General features: G+C 62.7%; 19 protein-coding genes and 1 tRNA gene. 10 read left to right on the forward strand and 10 right to left on the reverse strand.

Annotated features, from left to right (window positions below):
• Positions 1-97 precede the first annotated feature (97 nt).
• Complete coding sequence (locus tag LPA34_RS02530; RefSeq protein WP_228974545.1) at positions 98-754, forward strand: DUF2939 domain-containing protein; 657 nt, start codon at positions 98-100, stop codon at positions 752-754.
• 32 nt (positions 755-786) lie between these two features.
• On the opposite strand, the gene LPA34_RS02535 is transcribed toward LPA34_RS02530, so the two are convergent.
• Entirely contained in the window at positions 787-1,251 is a 465-nt protein-coding gene (locus LPA34_RS02535; RefSeq protein WP_228974547.1) for a universal stress protein, read from the reverse strand.
• Between the two features lie 184 nt (positions 1,252-1,435).
• On the opposite strand from LPA34_RS02535, the gene nodI reads away from it, so the two are divergent.
• Positions 1,436-2,422 carry a nodulation factor ABC transporter ATP-binding protein NodI gene (nodI, locus tag LPA34_RS02540; protein ID WP_267478124.1) on the forward strand — a complete coding sequence of 329 codons (987 nt, stop codon included), beginning with the start codon at positions 1,436-1,438 and terminating at the stop codon, positions 2,420-2,422.
• A gap of 87 nt (positions 2,423-2,509) precedes the next feature.
• Positions 2,510-3,340 (forward strand): ABC transporter permease, encoded by an 831-nt coding sequence (locus tag LPA34_RS02545; RefSeq protein WP_228974551.1) that lies wholly within the window; start codon positions 2,510-2,512, stop codon positions 3,338-3,340.
• A gap of 50 nt (positions 3,341-3,390) precedes the next feature.
• Here the strand turns inward: LPA34_RS02545 and LPA34_RS02550 are convergent, their stop codons facing one another.
• Entirely contained in the window at positions 3,391-3,813 is a 423-nt protein-coding gene (locus LPA34_RS02550) for a hypothetical protein (RefSeq protein ID WP_228974552.1), read from the reverse strand.
• Positions 3,814-4,205: 392 nt separating this feature from the next.
• Entirely contained in the window at positions 4,206-5,258 is a 1,053-nt protein-coding gene (locus tag LPA34_RS02555; RefSeq protein ID WP_228974554.1) for an NADP(H)-dependent aldo-keto reductase, read from the reverse strand.
• A 176-nt stretch (positions 5,259-5,434) separates the two neighbouring features.
• On the opposite strand from LPA34_RS02555, the gene LPA34_RS02560 reads away from it, so the two are divergent.
• The 3 genes from LPA34_RS02560 to LPA34_RS02570 all read left to right on the forward strand — a co-directional run bounded on the left by LPA34_RS02560 (position 5,435) and on the right by LPA34_RS02570 (position 7,785).
• Entirely contained in the window at positions 5,435-6,865 is a 1,431-nt protein-coding gene (locus LPA34_RS02560; protein WP_228974556.1) for an MFS transporter, read from the forward strand.
• A gap of 69 nt (positions 6,866-6,934) precedes the next feature.
• A complete protein-coding gene (locus LPA34_RS02565; RefSeq protein ID WP_228974557.1) occupies positions 6,935-7,198 on the forward strand; it encodes a hypothetical protein in 264 nt (87 codons plus the stop codon).
• Between the two features lie 131 nt (positions 7,199-7,329).
• A complete protein-coding gene (locus LPA34_RS02570; protein ID WP_228974559.1) occupies positions 7,330-7,785 on the forward strand; it encodes a hypothetical protein in 456 nt (151 codons plus the stop codon).
• A gap of 80 nt (positions 7,786-7,865) precedes the next feature.
• On the opposite strand, the gene LPA34_RS27040 is transcribed toward LPA34_RS02570, so the two are convergent.
• Together LPA34_RS27040 and LPA34_RS02575 are read right to left on the reverse strand one after the other, a co-directional pair.
• Positions 7,866-8,195, reverse strand: a complete 330-nt coding sequence (locus tag LPA34_RS27040) for a glycosyltransferase (protein ID WP_407672487.1) — start codon at positions 8,193-8,195, stop codon at positions 7,866-7,868.
• A 201-nt stretch (positions 8,196-8,396) separates the two neighbouring features.
• Positions 8,397-8,666, reverse strand: a complete 270-nt coding sequence (locus tag LPA34_RS02575; RefSeq protein ID WP_090533340.1) for a hypothetical protein — start codon at positions 8,664-8,666, stop codon at positions 8,397-8,399.
• Between the two features lie 308 nt (positions 8,667-8,974).
• Here LPA34_RS02575 and dusA point away from each other — a divergent pair, with 308 nt between their 5' ends.
• On the forward strand, positions 8,975-9,976 hold the full coding sequence (dusA, locus tag LPA34_RS02580; RefSeq protein WP_228974560.1) for a tRNA dihydrouridine(20/20a) synthase DusA: 1,002 nt from the start codon (positions 8,975-8,977) through the stop codon (positions 9,974-9,976).
• Positions 9,977-10,074: 98 nt separating this feature from the next.
• Positions 10,075-10,150 (forward strand) — tRNA-His (locus tag LPA34_RS02585).
• 124 nt (positions 10,151-10,274) lie between these two features.
• On the opposite strand, the gene LPA34_RS02590 is transcribed toward LPA34_RS02585, so the two are convergent.
• On the reverse strand, positions 10,275-10,469 hold the full coding sequence (locus tag LPA34_RS02590) for a hypothetical protein (protein ID WP_228974561.1): 195 nt from the start codon (positions 10,467-10,469) through the stop codon (positions 10,275-10,277).
• 248 nt (positions 10,470-10,717) lie between these two features.
• Here LPA34_RS02590 and LPA34_RS02595 point away from each other — a divergent pair, with 248 nt between their 5' ends.
• Positions 10,718-10,978, forward strand: a complete 261-nt coding sequence (locus LPA34_RS02595) for a hypothetical protein (protein WP_228974562.1) — start codon at positions 10,718-10,720, stop codon at positions 10,976-10,978.
• A 122-nt stretch (positions 10,979-11,100) separates the two neighbouring features.
• On the opposite strand, the gene LPA34_RS02600 is transcribed toward LPA34_RS02595, so the two are convergent.
• The 4 genes from LPA34_RS02600 to ssuD all read right to left on the reverse strand — a co-directional run bounded on the left by LPA34_RS02600 (position 11,101) and on the right by ssuD (position 14,397).
• On the reverse strand, positions 11,101-11,316 hold the full coding sequence (locus LPA34_RS02600) for a TOBE domain-containing protein (protein ID WP_228974564.1): 216 nt from the start codon (positions 11,314-11,316) through the stop codon (positions 11,101-11,103).
• A 49-nt stretch (positions 11,317-11,365) separates the two neighbouring features.
• Positions 11,366-12,364, reverse strand: a complete 999-nt coding sequence (locus tag LPA34_RS02605) for an ATP-binding cassette domain-containing protein (RefSeq protein WP_228974565.1) — start codon at positions 12,362-12,364, stop codon at positions 11,366-11,368.
• Entirely contained in the window at positions 12,361-13,167 is an 807-nt protein-coding gene (gene ssuC, locus LPA34_RS02610; RefSeq protein WP_228974567.1) for an aliphatic sulfonate ABC transporter permease SsuC, read from the reverse strand. Before ssuC ends, LPA34_RS02605 begins: the two co-directional genes overlap by 4 nt.
• 72 nt (positions 13,168-13,239) lie before the next feature.
• The gene (gene ssuD / locus LPA34_RS02615; RefSeq protein WP_228974569.1) at positions 13,240-14,397 is read right to left on the reverse strand and encodes an FMNH2-dependent alkanesulfonate monooxygenase; all 1,158 of its coding nucleotides are present in this window, start codon (positions 14,395-14,397) and stop codon (positions 13,240-13,242) included.
• Positions 14,398-14,773: 376 nt separating this feature from the next.
• On the opposite strand from ssuD, the gene LPA34_RS02620 reads away from it, so the two are divergent.
• Positions 14,774-15,199, forward strand: a complete 426-nt coding sequence (locus LPA34_RS02620) for a hypothetical protein (RefSeq protein ID WP_228974570.1) — start codon at positions 14,774-14,776, stop codon at positions 15,197-15,199.
• Positions 15,200-15,260: the final 61 nt, after the last annotated feature.

The following is a 15,260-nucleotide window of genomic DNA, read 5'->3' on the forward strand; positions in this document are numbered from 1 at the left end:
GTTTCCCGCGGCTGTGTCGCTGTGTGGCGCGTCACAAGGGATCGTTTCCGCTTTGTTGCGGTCAACGTTAAATAACATTTAACGTTGACCGCAACTTATGAGTGTTCTGATACCCACACGAAACCGACGGCCCTTCCACGCGTTCGTGATCACGATCGTTGTTGTCGCTGTTATCGCTGCGCTTGGGTATGGTTATGCGTCGCCTTACGTCGCGCTCGATCGCCTGAAACGTGCCGCCGACGCCCGCGATGCCGAAACGGTCAATGAATACGTCGACTTTCCGGCGCTGCGCGACAGCCTGAAGCAGCAGGTCACCGGCCTGCTCGCACGGCGGCTCGATGCGCAACACAACGGCAATCCGCTTGCCGCGATCGGCGCAATGATCGGCGTTGCATTGATTGGTCCGCTGGTGGACGCGTACGCGACACCAGATGGCGTCGCCGCATTGCTGAATGGCATGCCGCCGCGCGGCGAACCCGGCGAACGGCCGCCCGAGCCGGCTGGCCCGGTGGCGAATGGCGCAACGGGTGGTCAGACGGACGCACCGTCGGCTGGAACGGCAACGGCGCCCGCATCTTCAACCGTGGTCCAGCAGACGCCGCCCCAGCCGCCGCAAACTACCGCGGGCTATCGCGGAATCAACGAGTTCGTCGTCACGTATCAGCACGGCGTCGGCGATACGCGCTATTCCGCGATCCTGCGCCGCGATGGACTCTTTTCGTGGAAGCTGTCCGCCGTCGATCTCAACGGCTGAACAGCGTCTCTACCCCGAGATCGGGTGGAGCCTCAGGCAGCCGCCTGTTGCTGCTCCGCCACTGAAGAACACGCAACCAGGATGCTGCACGAGACACGATCCAGCAGCGGCGTGTTGCCCGCGCCCATCCACCATCGCGAAAGGCCGGTACGGCATCGATGGCCGACCACGACCAGGTCGACCTGCAACTGGTTCGCCAGACTGGCGATTTCATCGATCGGATTCCCGAACGCAAAATGCCCGTGCGCCTGAACGCCACGTTCGGTGAGCCAGTTCACGCCTTCCTCGAGAATGTCGCGGGCGGTGTCTTCGAAACGGCCACAGGCGACATCGGTGAGCAAACCCGCGCTCTGCGCGATGCTCGAGCGCATGTCGACGACCGACAGCAGGTGCGTTTCGGCCTTCAGGTCCAGTGCAAGGTCAGCGCCGCAACGCAGCGCCTTGCGGCCTTCGCGCGAGCCGTCGTAGCACAGCAGGATTTTTTGGTAGCTCGCCATGGTCATCTCCCATCCGCGTCGATCGCGGCTTCACTTCAATCATGGTGCGCCGCAATTCAGGTTGCAAGGGATGGAAAACGCCAGGTGCGTCGCCACCGCATTTGATGCCCTGCCGCAGTGCAAAAGATGCCCCGGCGCTGCGCCATGACGCCCAGCGCATCGCCAGCGATGCCCTTAGAATAGCCTGCCCCCGCCTCGCAGGCGTCGCGGGCGTTTTTCAACGCAGGCTCGAAACGAACGGAGCAGGTCTCGCCCCATGTCAGCCGCTGCAATCGAATTCGAAGACGTGAAGAAGCATTATGGAGATAAGACCGTCGTCGACGGCCTCTCGTTCCACGTGCGCGCCGGTGAGTGTTTCGGCCTGCTCGGCCCGAACGGCGCCGGCAAGACGACGACCCTGCGCATGCTGCTCGGCATCGCCGCACCCGATGCGGGCACGATCCGTCTTTGCGGTGAGCCGATCCCGTCGCGGGCGCGTTACGCGCGCATGCGCGTGGGCGTCGTACCGCAGTTCGACAATCTCGATCCCGATTTCACCGTCCGCGAGAATCTGCTGGTGTTCGGCCGCTACTTCGGCCTGAGCGCGGTAAAGACGCGCGATCTCGTGCCGTCGCTGCTCGAATTCGCGCGGCTCGAAAGCAAGGCCGACGCGCGCGTCGGCGAACTCTCGGGCGGCATGAAGCGACGTCTCACGCTGGCCCGCGCGCTCGTCAACGATCCCGACGTGCTGATCATGGACGAGCCCACCACTGGTCTCGACCCGCAGGCGCGACATCTAATCTGGGAGCGGCTGCGTTCGCTGCTCACGCGCGGCAAGACGATCCTGCTCACCACCCACTTCATGGAAGAGGCCGAGCGGCTGTGTCACCGCGTGTGCGTCATCGAGGAAGGCCGCAAGATCGCGGAAGGCGCGCCGCGCGAGCTGATCGCATCGGAGATCGGTTGCGATGTGATCGAGATTTACGGCCCGGACCCCGCGACGCTGCGCGACGAACTCACGCCGCTCGCCGTGCGCACGGAAATCAGCGGCGAGACGCTGTTCTGCTATGTCGACGATCCGCAGCCCGTGCATGCCAGGCTCAGACAGCGGACTGATCTGCGCTATCTGCATCGACCGGCCAATCTTGAAGACGTCTTTCTGCGGCTCACCGGCCGCGAGATGCAGGACTGACGCACATGAGCACAGCAGCCGCTTCGGCTTCACACGCAAACCGGCTAACCCACTGGTAGCACAGGCAAAGAGATTCACCCGACAGATATGGACGCACGCAGTTACGAATCATCCTCCGCGAAACCTTCCCGGCTGCACGAAGGCTTCGCCGCGCTGCCCGCGAACGCGGTGAACTGGATCGCCGTCTGGCGCCGCAATTATCTGGTGTGGCGCAAGCTCGCCGTGGCGTCGATGTTCGGCAACCTCGCCGATCCGATGATCTATCTGTTCGGCCTTGGCCTCGGACTCGGGCTGATGGTGGGACACGTCGACGGCGTGTCGTACATCGCGTTTCTCGCCGCGGGCACGGTCGCATCGAGCGTGATGATGTCGGCGAGTTTCGAGTCGATGTATTCGGGCTTTTCGCGCATGCATGTACAACGCACGTGGGAAGCGATCATGCATACGCCGCTGACGCTCGGCGATATCGTGCTGGGTGAAGTGATCTGGGCGGCCAGCAAATCCGTGCTGTCTGGCGCTGCGATCATGCTGGTGGCAGGCGTGCTCGGCTATGCGAGTTTTCCGTCGATGCTGATCGCGCTGCCCGTCATTGTGCTGACAGGCCTCGCGTTCGCGAGTCTCGCGATGATCGTGACGGCGATCGCGCCGTCGTACGATTTTTTCATGTTCTATCAGACGCTCGCGCTCACGCCGATGATGCTGCTCTCCGGCGTGTTCTTTCCGGTGGCACAGTTGCCGGCAATCGCGCGGCAGGTGACGCTGCTGTTGCCGCTTGCGCACGCGGTGGATCTGATCCGGCCGGTGATGCTCGGCCGGCCGCTGGAAGGCGTCGCGTTGCACGTCGGCGTGCTGGCGGCGTATGTGATCGTGCCGTTCATCCTGGCTTCCGTGCTGTTCCGGCGCCGCATGATGCGCTGAATCCGGACCCGATTACACCCAGGGCGCGATGAAGCGGATGGTGCCGGCGCTCAGTCTTCGTCGTCGGTCCACGGAATGTCGACGTCGGAAATAAACGCGACGGTGGCGAACGGGCCGCCGTCCTGGCGTCCGATCTTGCCGTCCGCACGCTGCCACTCGACGCGAAACACCGTGCCCGGATCGTCAGCCACGAGGCGGATCGTGCGCACTTCGTCCTGATCCGCTTCTTCAACCGGGCCGTCGAGCGAAATGAGCAGCGGTTGCGGCCACATGCCGTCGGCCGGATCGTAGATGCGATCGCCGTCGGGAATCAGCGTGAACGCTTCCACACCGATCGTCGCCGAGGCTTCGACGATCATCTTGCCGAGCGCGCGCAACAGCGCGGTCGCGCGCGCCGAGTTCGCCTGGCGGATCGCGAGGTCCCCACGCGTGAGCGCCTGTTCAAGTTTCGGATTCGTTTTCTGTTGCGCCATTCTGTTTCCTGGATTCAATCGTTCTTTTCGCACGGACAGCCGCGTCGCGGCAGCTGGCAGCGGGTGCATGCAATCGCGGGCTGAATCGTACCATCCCGACGCGCCAGCAGGCAGGTGCACCCGGCTTGCGTCATGCGTGCCGCGCCCGCGCCTTAACCGGTTATGTCGGTCCGCTGTCCCATCCGGATCCCTCAGCCCAGTTCCCCAGTTTAGGTCGCGTTTGCCGATTGAACACGGCAATTCGTCACCGATCGCGCGGCAACGCACCAATCGGGTCAGGCACCTTCAGACGCGACGCGGCGGCCGAAAGCAGAACAGCCCCGGCTGAAAAACCGGGGCTGTTCACTGTGCATTGCACGAAAAGCGCGGAAAACCGTCGAAAGCCGGTGAGATTACGGCGCCGGATTCGGTTGCCGCTCGTGAAGCGCCTCGATTTCGGCCAGCACTTCCGGCGACAGCGTCACTTCCACGCTCGCGATGTTTTCCTTCAACTGGTCAAGCGACGTCGCACCGACCAGATTGCTCGTGAGAAACGGACGGCTGTTCACGAACGCGAGCGCGAGCTGGGCCGGCGAAAGCCCATGACGCTTCGCGAGTTCGACATAGCGCGTCGTCGCCTCGACCGATTGCGGCTTGCTGTAGCGCTGGAAACGCTCGAACAGCGTGATGCGCGCACCAGCCGGACGCGCCCCGCCTTCGTACTTGCCCGACAGCCAGCCGAAAGCGAGCGGCGAATAGGCGAGCAGACCCACGTTCTCGCGATGGCTGAACTCCGACAGGCCGAGTTCGAACGTACGGTTCAGCAAGCTGTACGGATTCTGGATGCTGACGATGCGCGGCAGGCCGAGCTTTTCCGACGCGCGCAGAAACTGCGCGACGCCCCACGGCGTCTCGTTCGACACGCCGATGTGGCGCACCTTGCCTTCCTTCACGAATTCCGCGAGCACCGACAGCGTTTCCTCGATCGGCACCGTGTAGGCGTCGTCGATCCATGGGTACGCCGTGCGGCCGAACGTCATCGTGCTGCGGTCGGGCCAGTGCAGTTGATACAGGTCGACGTAATCCGTCTGCAGGCGCTTGAGGCTGTCGTTCAGCGCTTCGGTCAGGTTCTTGCGGTCGAACTGGTTGCCTTCGCCGCGAATGTGCCGCGGGTTGTGCGGCTGGCGGGCCGGGCCGGCGATCTTGGTGGCGAGCACGATCTTCTCGCGCGCGCTCTGGTGCTGCGCGATCCACGTGCCGATATGGCGTTCGGTCGACCCTTGCGTCTCGGGGCGCGGCGGCACCGGATACATTTCCGCCGCATCGATCAGATTGACGCCGTGGTCGAGCGCGTAGTCGATCTGCGCATGCGCTTCGCTTTCGGTGTTCTGCTCGCCCCACGTCATCGTGCCGAGGCCGATGACGCTGACCTTTACGTCCGTTGCGCCGAGTCTGCGGTATTCCATCGAACTGTTCCTTGTGCTGTATGTGAACGGAGAAACGTCGAAGTTACCACGCCGGCGCGCCACGCGCTGGGCCGCTAGAATGACGCTCTCGCGCAGCGCACGCGGATGCGCCACCGACACAGTTCGCGCTGCAATTCGTCAAGGTTTCGCCTGCTTCGCTCCGGAGTGTCATGCAGATGTCAGGTTCATCGCCCGCCGCACCGCGTTCCGGTGATTCGTCGCTGATCGTCACGCTCGTGGCCGCCGCGTTCTTCATGGAGAACCTCGATGGCACGATCATCGCCACCGCGCTGCCGCAGATGGCGCGCTCGTTCGACGTGCATCCGGTCGATCTCAGCATCGGCATCACGTCGTATCTGCTGACGCTCGCCGTGTTCATCCCGATCAGCGGCTGGGCCGCCGACCGCTTCGGCGTGCGCAATGTATTCACCGGCGCGCTCGCGGTGTTCACCGCGTCCTCGGTGCTGTGCGGCATGACGAACGGTCTCGTCGAATTCACCGCTGCGCGCGTGCTTCAGGGCATCGGCGGCGCGATGATGGTGCCGGTCGGCCGGCTCGCCGTCCTGCGCGCGACGCCCAAGGACAGCCTGATGCGTGCGATCTCGATCATCACGTGGCCGGGGCTCGTCGCACCCGTTATCGGGCCGCCGCTGGGCGGACTGATCACCACGTATTCATCGTGGCGCTGGATTTTCTATCTGAATCTGCCGCTCGGCCTGATCGGGCTCGTGCTCGCGTGGCGCTTCATCGGCAATGAACGCGACGTGCAAAAACGTCCATTCGACGCCATGGGGTTCGTGCTGTCGGGGCTCGCCTGCACGGCGCTGATGTACGCGATGGAACTGACCGGACGCGCCGACGCGCCCTGGAAGCAGACGTTCGTGTGTCTCGGCATGAGCGTCATGGCCGGCACGGCTGCGCTGTTTCATCTGCGACGGACGGCGCATCCCGTCGTCGATCTGTCCGCACTCAGGATCAAGACGTTTGCGGTCGCGCTGGGCGGCGGGTCGCTCTTTCGCATCTCGATCAGCGCGGTTCCTTTCCTGTTGCCGCTGATGTTCCAGATCGGCTTCGGCATGAACGCGTTTCAGTCCGGGCTGCTGACGCTCGCGGTATTCGCCGGCAATCTCGCGATGAAACTTGTGACGACGCCCGTCATGCGGCGTTACGGCTTCCGCTCGGTGCTGCTCGTGAACGGCGTGTTCGCGGCGCTGACGCTCGCGGCGATGAGTCTGCTGACGCCTGCGACTCCCGCATTCTGGATCGTCACGGTTCTGTTCATCAGCGGACTCGCGCGTTCACTGCAGTTCACCGCGATCAACACGCTCATGTTCGCGGACGTCCCCAAGCCGCAAATGAGCGGCGCGTCCACGCTTTCGAGCACGTTGGGGCAGATGACAGTGGGCATGGGCGTCGCATTCGGCGCGATCGCGTTGCGGATGGCGGCCTGGTTTCACGGCCACGGCGGCCAGACCGTCACAACCGCCGATTTCAACCTCGCGTTCCTGATTGTGGCCACCCTCGGATGCGCGGCCATCGCGGACGTAGTCGGCCTCGACCGGCGCGCGGGTGCGCACGTGAGCGGACACGGGCGCAGCGGCGCGTGATGGAGCATGACGACCCGTGTCGACCGGCAAGGGTGGGGAAAACGGTCAGGCACACCGATTGCTGGTTAATTGCTGGTTAAAGTCGCCACCGTCCAGCGCAAGGCCATCGCCATGAACCCAGATCCCGCACCCGCTTCCGACGAACCCGGAGACGCCGCCGTCACGGCCGATCCTGTCGACGCCGCGGAGCGCAAAAAAGGCACGCGCCTGTCGACGTCGCTCACATTGGGATTCGCACGGCTCTTTGGTCTTGAGCCATTCCTGACCGATATCGTCACGCCCAATCCGGCAGACTCGCCTGATCAAACCATCCGCTTCGATCTGGAAAGGTAGTCCGCGCGGAATGGCGATCTGCACGCCGGGCAACCCCGATGCTCACCGGGAGACCTTGCAACGGGATTGAAAAAACCTCGCGACGCTCTCCAGTTCGCATTGTCGCGGCATTATGCAGAGGACATTTTTCGATGAACAAGATCAGGCAGAAAAAGCGAGCTCCTGCGTTACTGGCAGTCACCGCGTTGTCCGTATGGACGCTATCGACTGGCGTAGCCCTAGCCGATGACACGCCTAGCCCATGCGCCGCGCTAAAACGAATCGTGGCGGCAGCGCCGGACGGATTCACCTCGCTCAAGGCGAGCGACGGCAAAAGCGTGGCCCAGGTCTACGGTGACGATGCACGATGCAACACCGAAGGCGCGAGTTATCAATGCATCTGGACACCACACAGCGCAGTTGGCCCCACCGCGGATGCGCTGCAGGCTCTCGCAGCGGATATTGCTTCGTGTCTCCCGGAAGCGACGCACGATCAAAACTCCCCCGCTCGCCAGCATTTCTATTTGGGTGAGCGCGCCAACCGCACGCAAATCACCGCAACCACCGCTGGCACCGGCAAGCTTAAGCTCGTGGTATCGGCAAAGTGACAGCCATATGCGGGAAAGCCACTGTCCCCACGGAACGTAACGATCACTGACTCATCGTCACGCCCGGCATCGGTTGATGCTCATGTGCACGAGTGCGGCAACGGCTCGGCAATGCGCTCCGTCGGCCTGTTGATCAATGACCGCGTAAGCATCACGTGCTGATTCGCGAATGCGCGCGCAGTCACATCCTTCTGCGCGCGACGTATCTGTTCTGTCGTGACTCCCGGTTCGCGTGCCAGAAACGCTAACTGTTCGCGCATCGCACTGGGGTCATGCGCCGGCACGTACCAGATGCTGCCTGCGCCAGAATATTCCTCGAGACCGCCTGTTGCCGTAGCAACGACAGGCTCGCCCGCCGCGACGGCTTCAAGGATGACGGTTACGCCCGAGACATGATGGTTGGGATGCAACGCAAACTCGAGGACGACGCATTGTCACTACGATCGACGCAAGGTCAAGGCCGCCAATGCGATGGAGTAGATTGCGAAACTGGATTGAACAAGACAGAAAAGCGGACGAAAAACGGCAGCGGGGGCAAAGCGAAGGAGTAACGCGAACAGCCGGACATGCAAAAGCGGGACGCCCTTGTGGGGCGGCCCGCCTGCGATCAATCAATGACCGAAGAAAACCGAGCGGGGGCCGGTTTGTTCCGCGCGGTTGCCGGATTGCGACGACGACGCGTTGACACCGCCGTAGGCGCTGTTCGAAGCCTGAGCGGCCTGCTCGGCAGCGACGGTTTGCGAATTCTGGCCTTGCTGCGAAGCCGGTGCGCCGATGGTCGGGTTGTAATGCGGTGCCGGGCCGTAGCCGCTTGCGAAGGCGGGAGCGGCGATCGAGGCAGAAGCGGCGATCAGGACGGCGGCGATAAGCTTGCTCTTCATGATGACTCTCCAATAAACGTTGATTTTCGGTACGAGGCCGTTGCGGAAGGGTTTTTGTTTTCGCCTGTCGCAACGTCGATGGAGACAGTGTATACCCCTACTATCGAAAATTTATGTCGATAATTCGAATTTACTATTCTGCAAAAAGGAACAATGGGTCGCAGCCTTGAAGGACAAGGGCTTCGGACATTTCGACCCCGGTTCCGGGCGGTTTCGGCGTGTTTAAACCCGTGCCGGCGGCAGGGAGAAGCCGCGTCGCCGGCTTGCGGTAAAATCCCGGTTTGATTCCCCGCCGTATGGCCGCTCCCATGTCTTTGTCCCAATCCCCGAGTCCCCGTCGCGTATCGGTTGCGCCGATGATGGACTGGACCGATCGTCATTGCCGCTCGTTTCATCGCATCCTGTCGCGCCATACGTGGCTCTATACGGAGATGGTGACGACAGGCGCGCTGATTCATGGCGACGTCGCGCGTCACCTCGCGTTCACTTCCGACGAAGCGCCCGTTGCGTTGCAGCTGGGCGGCAGCGAGCCGGCCGATCTCGCGCGTGCGGCGAAGCTCGGCGAGCAGTGGGGCTATGACGAGATCAATCTGAATTGCGGTTGCCCGTCGGAGCGCGTGCAGCGTGGCGCGTTCGGCGCGTGTCTGATGAACGAGCCGCAACTGGTCGCCGACGGCGTGAAGGCCATGCGCGATGTGGTTTCGGTGCCGGTGACGGTGAAGCATCGCATCGGCGTCGATGCGATGGAGGAATATGGATTCGTGCGCGACTTCGTCGGCACGATTGCCGACGCCGGTTGCGATGTGTTCATCGTGCATGCGCGCAACGCGATCCTCAAGGGCTTGAGCCCGAAAGAGAATCGCGAGATCCCGCCGCTCAAATACGACTACGCGTATCAGTTGAAGCGCGATTTTCCGCAGCTCGAAATCATCATCAATGGCGGCGTGAAAACACTGGATGAGGTCGAAACCCATCTGCAACACGTCGATGGGGTGATGCTCGGACGCGAGGCTTATCACAACCCGTATGTGCTCGCCGATGTCGACGCGCGTTTCTACGGTTCGTCAGAACCCGCATTGAGCCGCGAAGCCGCCGAAGCGAAACTCATCGAGTATTGCGCGGCCGAACTTGCGCGCGGCACGTTCCTCGGCGGTATTACGCGTCATGCGCTTGGACTGTATCGCGGTGTCGCGGGTGCGCGAGGATGGCGCCGCGTGTTGTCGGATAACAGGAAGCTGGCGTCCGGCGATCTCGCGATCTTTGATGAAGCACGCACGCATCTGCGTGAGCCTGCCGAAATGTTTGAATAAAGGACTAGGCAAACCGCATTCGTGTTTGTATAATCTCGCTTCTTGATCGGCAAGCCAGTTCATGGTGAGCCAGAAAGCAGTTCAAAACTGTTTCAGTGGTGGCTGTAGCTCAGTTGGTAGAGTCCAGGATTGTGATTCCTGTTGTCGTGGGTTCGAGCCCCATCAGCCACCCCAAAAGATTCAGGCACTTAGCCCAGTTCATTGAACTGGGCTTTTTGTTTTCCAAAGCTCGTGTTTGCGCGAAGCGCATGCGCCGCGTCGATGGCCTCGCGGCTTGCCCACGCACCCAGGTCCAACGTCAGTCGCAATCGCCGGATAGATACTTTCTGCCGTCGCAGGTGATTTCGACGTGGTCCGCGTTGCGTGTCGCAACGCCGGCACTCAGCAGTTCCGCCGCGACACTGGACGGCAACTGCGGCGCGGGCTGCCCGCTACCCACCTCGTTCAGTTGCCGCAATGCGTCGATCGCTTCGGTACTCAGGGCTTTTGACATGGCTGTCTCCTTCGGCATCAACCTGCTCAATTCATGCTAGCACTTCCACGAAATTGCGCCGACGCGATTCAGGGACAGACGCAGCTCCACTTCGGGCGCGTTGTTTGCTGCTTCTGGATTGCAAGGCGGATGCGCCGGTACGCGCGTTTTTGCGGCTCTGGGCGAATTCGCCGGGAGAGGACGCGCACTTCGAGTGCGTTTGATGCGCGCCTGCGAGGAAGAGTCTGGAAAAACGCTGGGAGAGTCGAATGAAACGCATCGAATGTGTGCCGGCTGTGCGTGTTGCCGCCGCGTTGTTTCTTGCCGTCGCGAGCGGGCTTGCGATGCCGCAACAGCCTGCGAAGAAAGACAGCGCGGCGTCGATGGTCGTTCCGCCTTCGGCAGCATCGGGCAACGCGCGCGCCGACAACGCGAATAATCCCGACAACATGCCGGTAAAACACCCCGACAAACCGACCAGAGACAAGATCACACGCGAACCGCCGGCCAGCGCGGCAAACGCGAAGTAGCTGCGCAACGCAAGCACGTTTGCGGTTCGTCACGCGAAGCCGCGCGCCACGGGCGACCAGACGCAGCAAACCGCGCCCTGCATGTCACTTGCGTCGTCGGGAAGCGCGATCCGCGGCGCGCCTCATAGACGCGCGATCGACACCTCCGTCGATTTCACCAGCGCGACCACTTCCGCGCCGACCTTCAGTTCCAGTTCATCGACAGAGCGCGTCGTGATCACCGACGTCACGATGCCAAACGGCGTATCGACGTCGATCTCGGACACAACCGGCCCGCGGATGATTTCCCTGACCTTTCCTTTGAACTGATTGCGTACGTTGATTGCGGCAATGCTCATATCGATTGACTCCAGTAGAACGACAAAAAACCGTCATAGCCGTGCGACGTCAGATGGCCCAGCGGACGTCCGCCGGCCGTGCGGAACGGGTCGACGGAGCGGATATTCCAGCGGAACGTGCATCGTGAAACGGATCAAACGGCGGCGCGTTGTCGTCCGGCGTGCTCTTCAGTACACGATGCAGCACGTGTTCCTCAAGCGCGGCAAACGCCGACGACGCACGCGCACGCGGACGGGCGAGCGGCACCGGCTGGTCGAGCGCAATGCGTCCTTCCTCGATCAGCAGGATGCGGTCGCCAAGCGCCACGGCTTCGTGTACGTCGTGGGTGACGAGCAGCGCGGTGAAGCGGTGCTCGCGCCACAGCCGTTCGATCAGCGCGTGCATCTCGATGCGCGTGAGCGCGTCGAGCGCGCCAAGCGGCTCGTCGAGCAGCAGCAGTTGCGGACGGTGCACCAGCGCGCGCGCCAGCGCGACGCGCTGACGCTGACCGCCGGAAAGCTGTGCGGGCCAGTCGTTCGCACGACCGGCTAGCCCGACTTCGGCGAGCACCGCGCGTGCATCGTCGCGTGCGCCGCGGCTCAAGCCCAGCATCACGTTCTGCAGCACGGTCTTCCACGGCAACAGACGCGCGTCCTGAAACATGATCCGCGTATCGAGCGGCGCGCCCCCGGCGTCATGCTTTTTCAGCACGCCCGTGCTGGGTGTTTCGAGTTCAGCGACAAGGCGCAGCAGCGTCGATTTTCCGCAACCGCTACGACCCACGATCGCAACGAAACTGCCGCGCTCGATCGACAGACTGAAATCCGACAACACCGTCCGCTCGCCGTAGCGTTTGCCGACACCATGCAGCTCGACAGCGTAATCCGCCGAGCGCGGCGTTTCGCGCGGAAGCGCAGGCGTTGTTCCCGCGATGCGCGCTTCGTCGCGAACGCGGGCAACATCGGACTCGATCGCATCATGACCGGACGTGCGTGTCTGCTTGAGTTCGGTTTCGAGATCGAGGCCTGAGACACCCGCATACGATGCGGAAAAAAGCGTTGCGCTCATGCTTTCGCTCCTCGTTGATATGCAGGGTGCCAGCGCAGCGCGACGCGTTCGATGTACTTCGCGAACATGTCGGCAAGCTTGCCGAGCGCGGCATACAGCAGGATGCCGACCACCACGACATCGGTCTGCAGGAACTCACGTGCATTCATCGTCATGTAGCCGATACCCGACTGCGTGGAAATCGTTTCCGCGACGATCAGCGTGACCCACATCAACCCGAACGCGAACCGCACGCCAACGAGAATCGACGGCAACGCACCCGGCAGGATCACATGCCGATACAGTGGGAAACCCTTCACGCCATAACTGCGCGCCATCTCGATCAGGTTTGCGTCGACTGAGCGGATGCCGTGATACGTGTTCACGTAAATCGGAAAGAACACGCCGAGCGCGACCAGAAAAACCTTGGCTTCTTCCTCGATGCCGAACCACAGGATCACGAGCGGAATCATCGCAAGCGCGGGGATGTTGCGGATCATCTGCACGGTCGAATCGAGCACGACCTCGGCAGACCGGAAAAGACCCGTCGCGAGACCGAGCACAAGGCCGATGCCTCCACCGATGACGAGACCCGACACCGCACGCCACGCGCTCACTTTCACATCGGTCCACATTTCACCCGAGCGGATCAGCGACCACGCGGCTTTCACGACCGCAAGCGGCTCGGGCAACACGCGCGCGGACAGCACACCGCTTCGCGTGGCCACTTCCCACGCGAGCAGGATGAGCAGCGGCGCGATCCACGGCGCGACCTGCGCGCCGAGCCGCCGCAGGTACCCCGTTTCGATCAGCGATTCAGCCATGATGGCGTTCTCCCTCTTTGTCGAGCGTCGCGCGGTGATACTTTCAAGGCATCACGCATGCGCACATTCCGGTCAGCTTTGCGCGGCTTTCGGCAGATAGTTGTTGCCGACGATCTCGCCGAATGGTCCCGACAGCGGTCCGCTCGTGCGCTCTTTCAGACGGCCTGGCAGCAGCGGGAACACGAGTTCGGCGAAGCGATACGATTCTTCGAGGTGCGGATAGCCGGACAGGATGAACGTCTCGATGCCGAGGTCCGCGTATTCCTTCATGCGCGCGGCAACCTGCTGCGGATTGCCGACGAGCGCGGTACCCGCGCCGCCACGCACGAGACCGACGCCGGCCCACAGGTTCGGATACACCTCGAGCGCCTGACGGTTGCCGAGCTTGCCGCCGTGCAGTGCGGCCATGCGGCGCTGGCCTTCGGAATCCATCTTCGAAAACGACGCCTGCGCGCGCGCAACCGTTTCGTCATCGAGCTTGCTGATGAGCGTGTCGGCGGCGGCCCACGCTTCTTCTTCGGTTTCGCGCACGATCACGTGCAGGCGGATGCCGAACCTGATCTCGCGGCCATGCGCCGCGGCGCGCGCGCGGATGTCGGCGATCTTCCGCGCGACGGCGTCGGGCGGCTCGCCCCACGTCAGATACGTGTCGATGTGCTCGCCCGCGAGCGCGTGCGCAGCCAGCGACGAACCCCCGAACCACAATGGCGGATGCGGATCCTGCACCGGCGGATACAGCGCCTTGCCACCCTTCGACGTCAGATGCCGGCCGATGAAATCGATCGAATCGTTCGTGTGCGACGCGCGCAACTGCGCGCGCCAGATGCGCAGGAATTCGTCGGTGATTTCATAGCGCGTATCGTGATCGACGAAGAGACCATCGCCTTCGAGCTCCGCCGCATCGCCACCCGTCACGACGTTGATGAGCAGACGCCCGTTCGAAAGGCGGTCGAACGTCGCCGCCATACGCGCCGACAAACCCGGCGACACGATCCCCGGACGGATCGCGACGAGAAACTTGAGACGCTTCGTGACCGGAATCAGACTCGAAGCGACCACCCAGGCGTCTTCGCACGAACGGCCGGTGGGCAGCAGCACGCCCTCGTAGCCGAGCGTATCGGCTGCGACGGCGATCTGCTGAAAGTAGTCGTAACTGGCCGCGCGCGCGCCTTCGGACGTACCGAGGTAACGGCTGTCGCCGTGCGTCGGGATGAACCAGAACACATTCATGGGCTGCTCCTGCCTTTATTCGAAACGGAATCCCGCCGGGCACATACATGCGATGCACGCGACACCACGCATCGCCGTTCATGACACACGGCGATGCAACGGCATCATCGGGGAACGCGCGACGCAAACCTGCGTGCGCCAGAGGGGTGACGGCTATCGCGTCTGCATGGAGAAACAGTCTATGGACGGCCCTGAAGCTTTTGAACGATTTATTTGAGCTTAGGTTTTCCACTTTCGTGATTAGCCAGGCGCTTTAACATACGGGCGCACTGAAGGCGAAGGCGTGCCCGGCCGCGCTCTATATAATGACGCACGTTTTCCGATAACCCGGCACGGCGCCATGAAGCGCGTCGACGTGCCCCTGGCGGTGCACCGCATGCAAAAGATCATCCTGCCGTTCGTGTCCGGCTTTCTGGCTTCCCTGTTCTTTCACGAATCGACGCTCGCGTTGCTGCACGCTGCCGGGCTGATCGACCCGAGCGGGTTCTCGACCGACCCGTTCCTGCCAGCCGGTTTGCCCACGTTCATCGCGAATGCAATCTGGAGTGCGTGCTGGGCGGTGCTGATGGCCTGGTTGCTGCGCGTCTCGCCTGAGCGAATCGCGCCGTGGGTTCAGGCGTTCGTGTTCGGCGGCGTCGTGCTGACGGCGGCAGACGTTTTCGTCGTCGATCCGCTGCGCGGTATCTGGCCGAGCGGCAACATGCTGCCGCGACTTGCGGTCGGCTTTGCAGCCAACGCGATGTGGGGTTGGGGCGCGCTGGTCTTCATGCGGGCCTTCATGGCCTCGAACGAAGAGGAATAGACGTTTGTGGAACGGCACGCGCAGCGATCGTTCAGATCGTCGCTGCGGGCGCCGTTGAAAC

Source organism: Paraburkholderia gardini (assembly GCF_907164575.1).
GTDB classification, from domain to species: domain Bacteria; phylum Pseudomonadota; class Gammaproteobacteria; order Burkholderiales; family Burkholderiaceae; genus Paraburkholderia; species Paraburkholderia gardini.

Coding starts and splice junctions, on each gene's coding strand:
- LPA34_RS02595 (WP_228974562.1), top strand. CDS start 10,718: ATGAAACGCATCGAATGTGTGCCGGCTGTGCGTGTTGCCGCCGCGTTG.
- LPA34_RS02560 (WP_228974556.1), top strand. CDS start 5,435: ATGTCAGGTTCATCGCCCGCCGCACCGCGTTCCGGTGATTCGTCGCTG.
- LPA34_RS02590 (WP_228974561.1), bottom strand. CDS start 10,469: ATGTCAAAAGCCCTGAGTACCGAAGCGATCGACGCATTGCGGCAACTG.
- LPA34_RS02535 (WP_228974547.1), bottom strand. CDS start 1,251: ATGGCGAGCTACCAAAAAATCCTGCTGTGCTACGACGGCTCGCGCGAA.
- LPA34_RS02555 (WP_228974554.1), bottom strand. CDS start 5,258: ATGGAATACCGCAGACTCGGCGCAACGGACGTAAAGGTCAGCGTCATC.
- ssuC (WP_228974567.1), bottom strand. CDS start 13,167: ATGGCTGAATCGCTGATCGAAACGGGGTACCTGCGGCGGCTCGGCGCG.
- LPA34_RS02605 (WP_228974565.1), bottom strand. CDS start 12,364: ATGAGCGCAACGCTTTTTTCCGCATCGTATGCGGGTGTCTCAGGCCTC.
- ssuD (WP_228974569.1), bottom strand. CDS start 14,397: ATGAATGTGTTCTGGTTCATCCCGACGCACGGCGACAGCCGTTACCTC.
- LPA34_RS02620 (WP_228974570.1), top strand. CDS start 14,774: ATGCAAAAGATCATCCTGCCGTTCGTGTCCGGCTTTCTGGCTTCCCTG.
- LPA34_RS02570 (WP_228974559.1), top strand. CDS start 7,330: ATGAACAAGATCAGGCAGAAAAAGCGAGCTCCTGCGTTACTGGCAGTC.
- dusA (WP_228974560.1), top strand. CDS start 8,975: ATGTCTTTGTCCCAATCCCCGAGTCCCCGTCGCGTATCGGTTGCGCCG.
- LPA34_RS02600 (WP_228974564.1), bottom strand. CDS start 11,316: ATGAGCATTGCCGCAATCAACGTACGCAATCAGTTCAAAGGAAAGGTC.
- LPA34_RS02575 (WP_090533340.1), bottom strand. CDS start 8,666: ATGAAGAGCAAGCTTATCGCCGCCGTCCTGATCGCCGCTTCTGCCTCG.
- LPA34_RS02545 (WP_228974551.1), top strand. CDS start 2,510: ATGGACGCACGCAGTTACGAATCATCCTCCGCGAAACCTTCCCGGCTG.
- LPA34_RS02550 (WP_228974552.1), bottom strand. CDS start 3,813: ATGGCGCAACAGAAAACGAATCCGAAACTTGAACAGGCGCTCACGCGT.
- LPA34_RS02530 (WP_228974545.1), top strand. CDS start 98: ATGAGTGTTCTGATACCCACACGAAACCGACGGCCCTTCCACGCGTTC.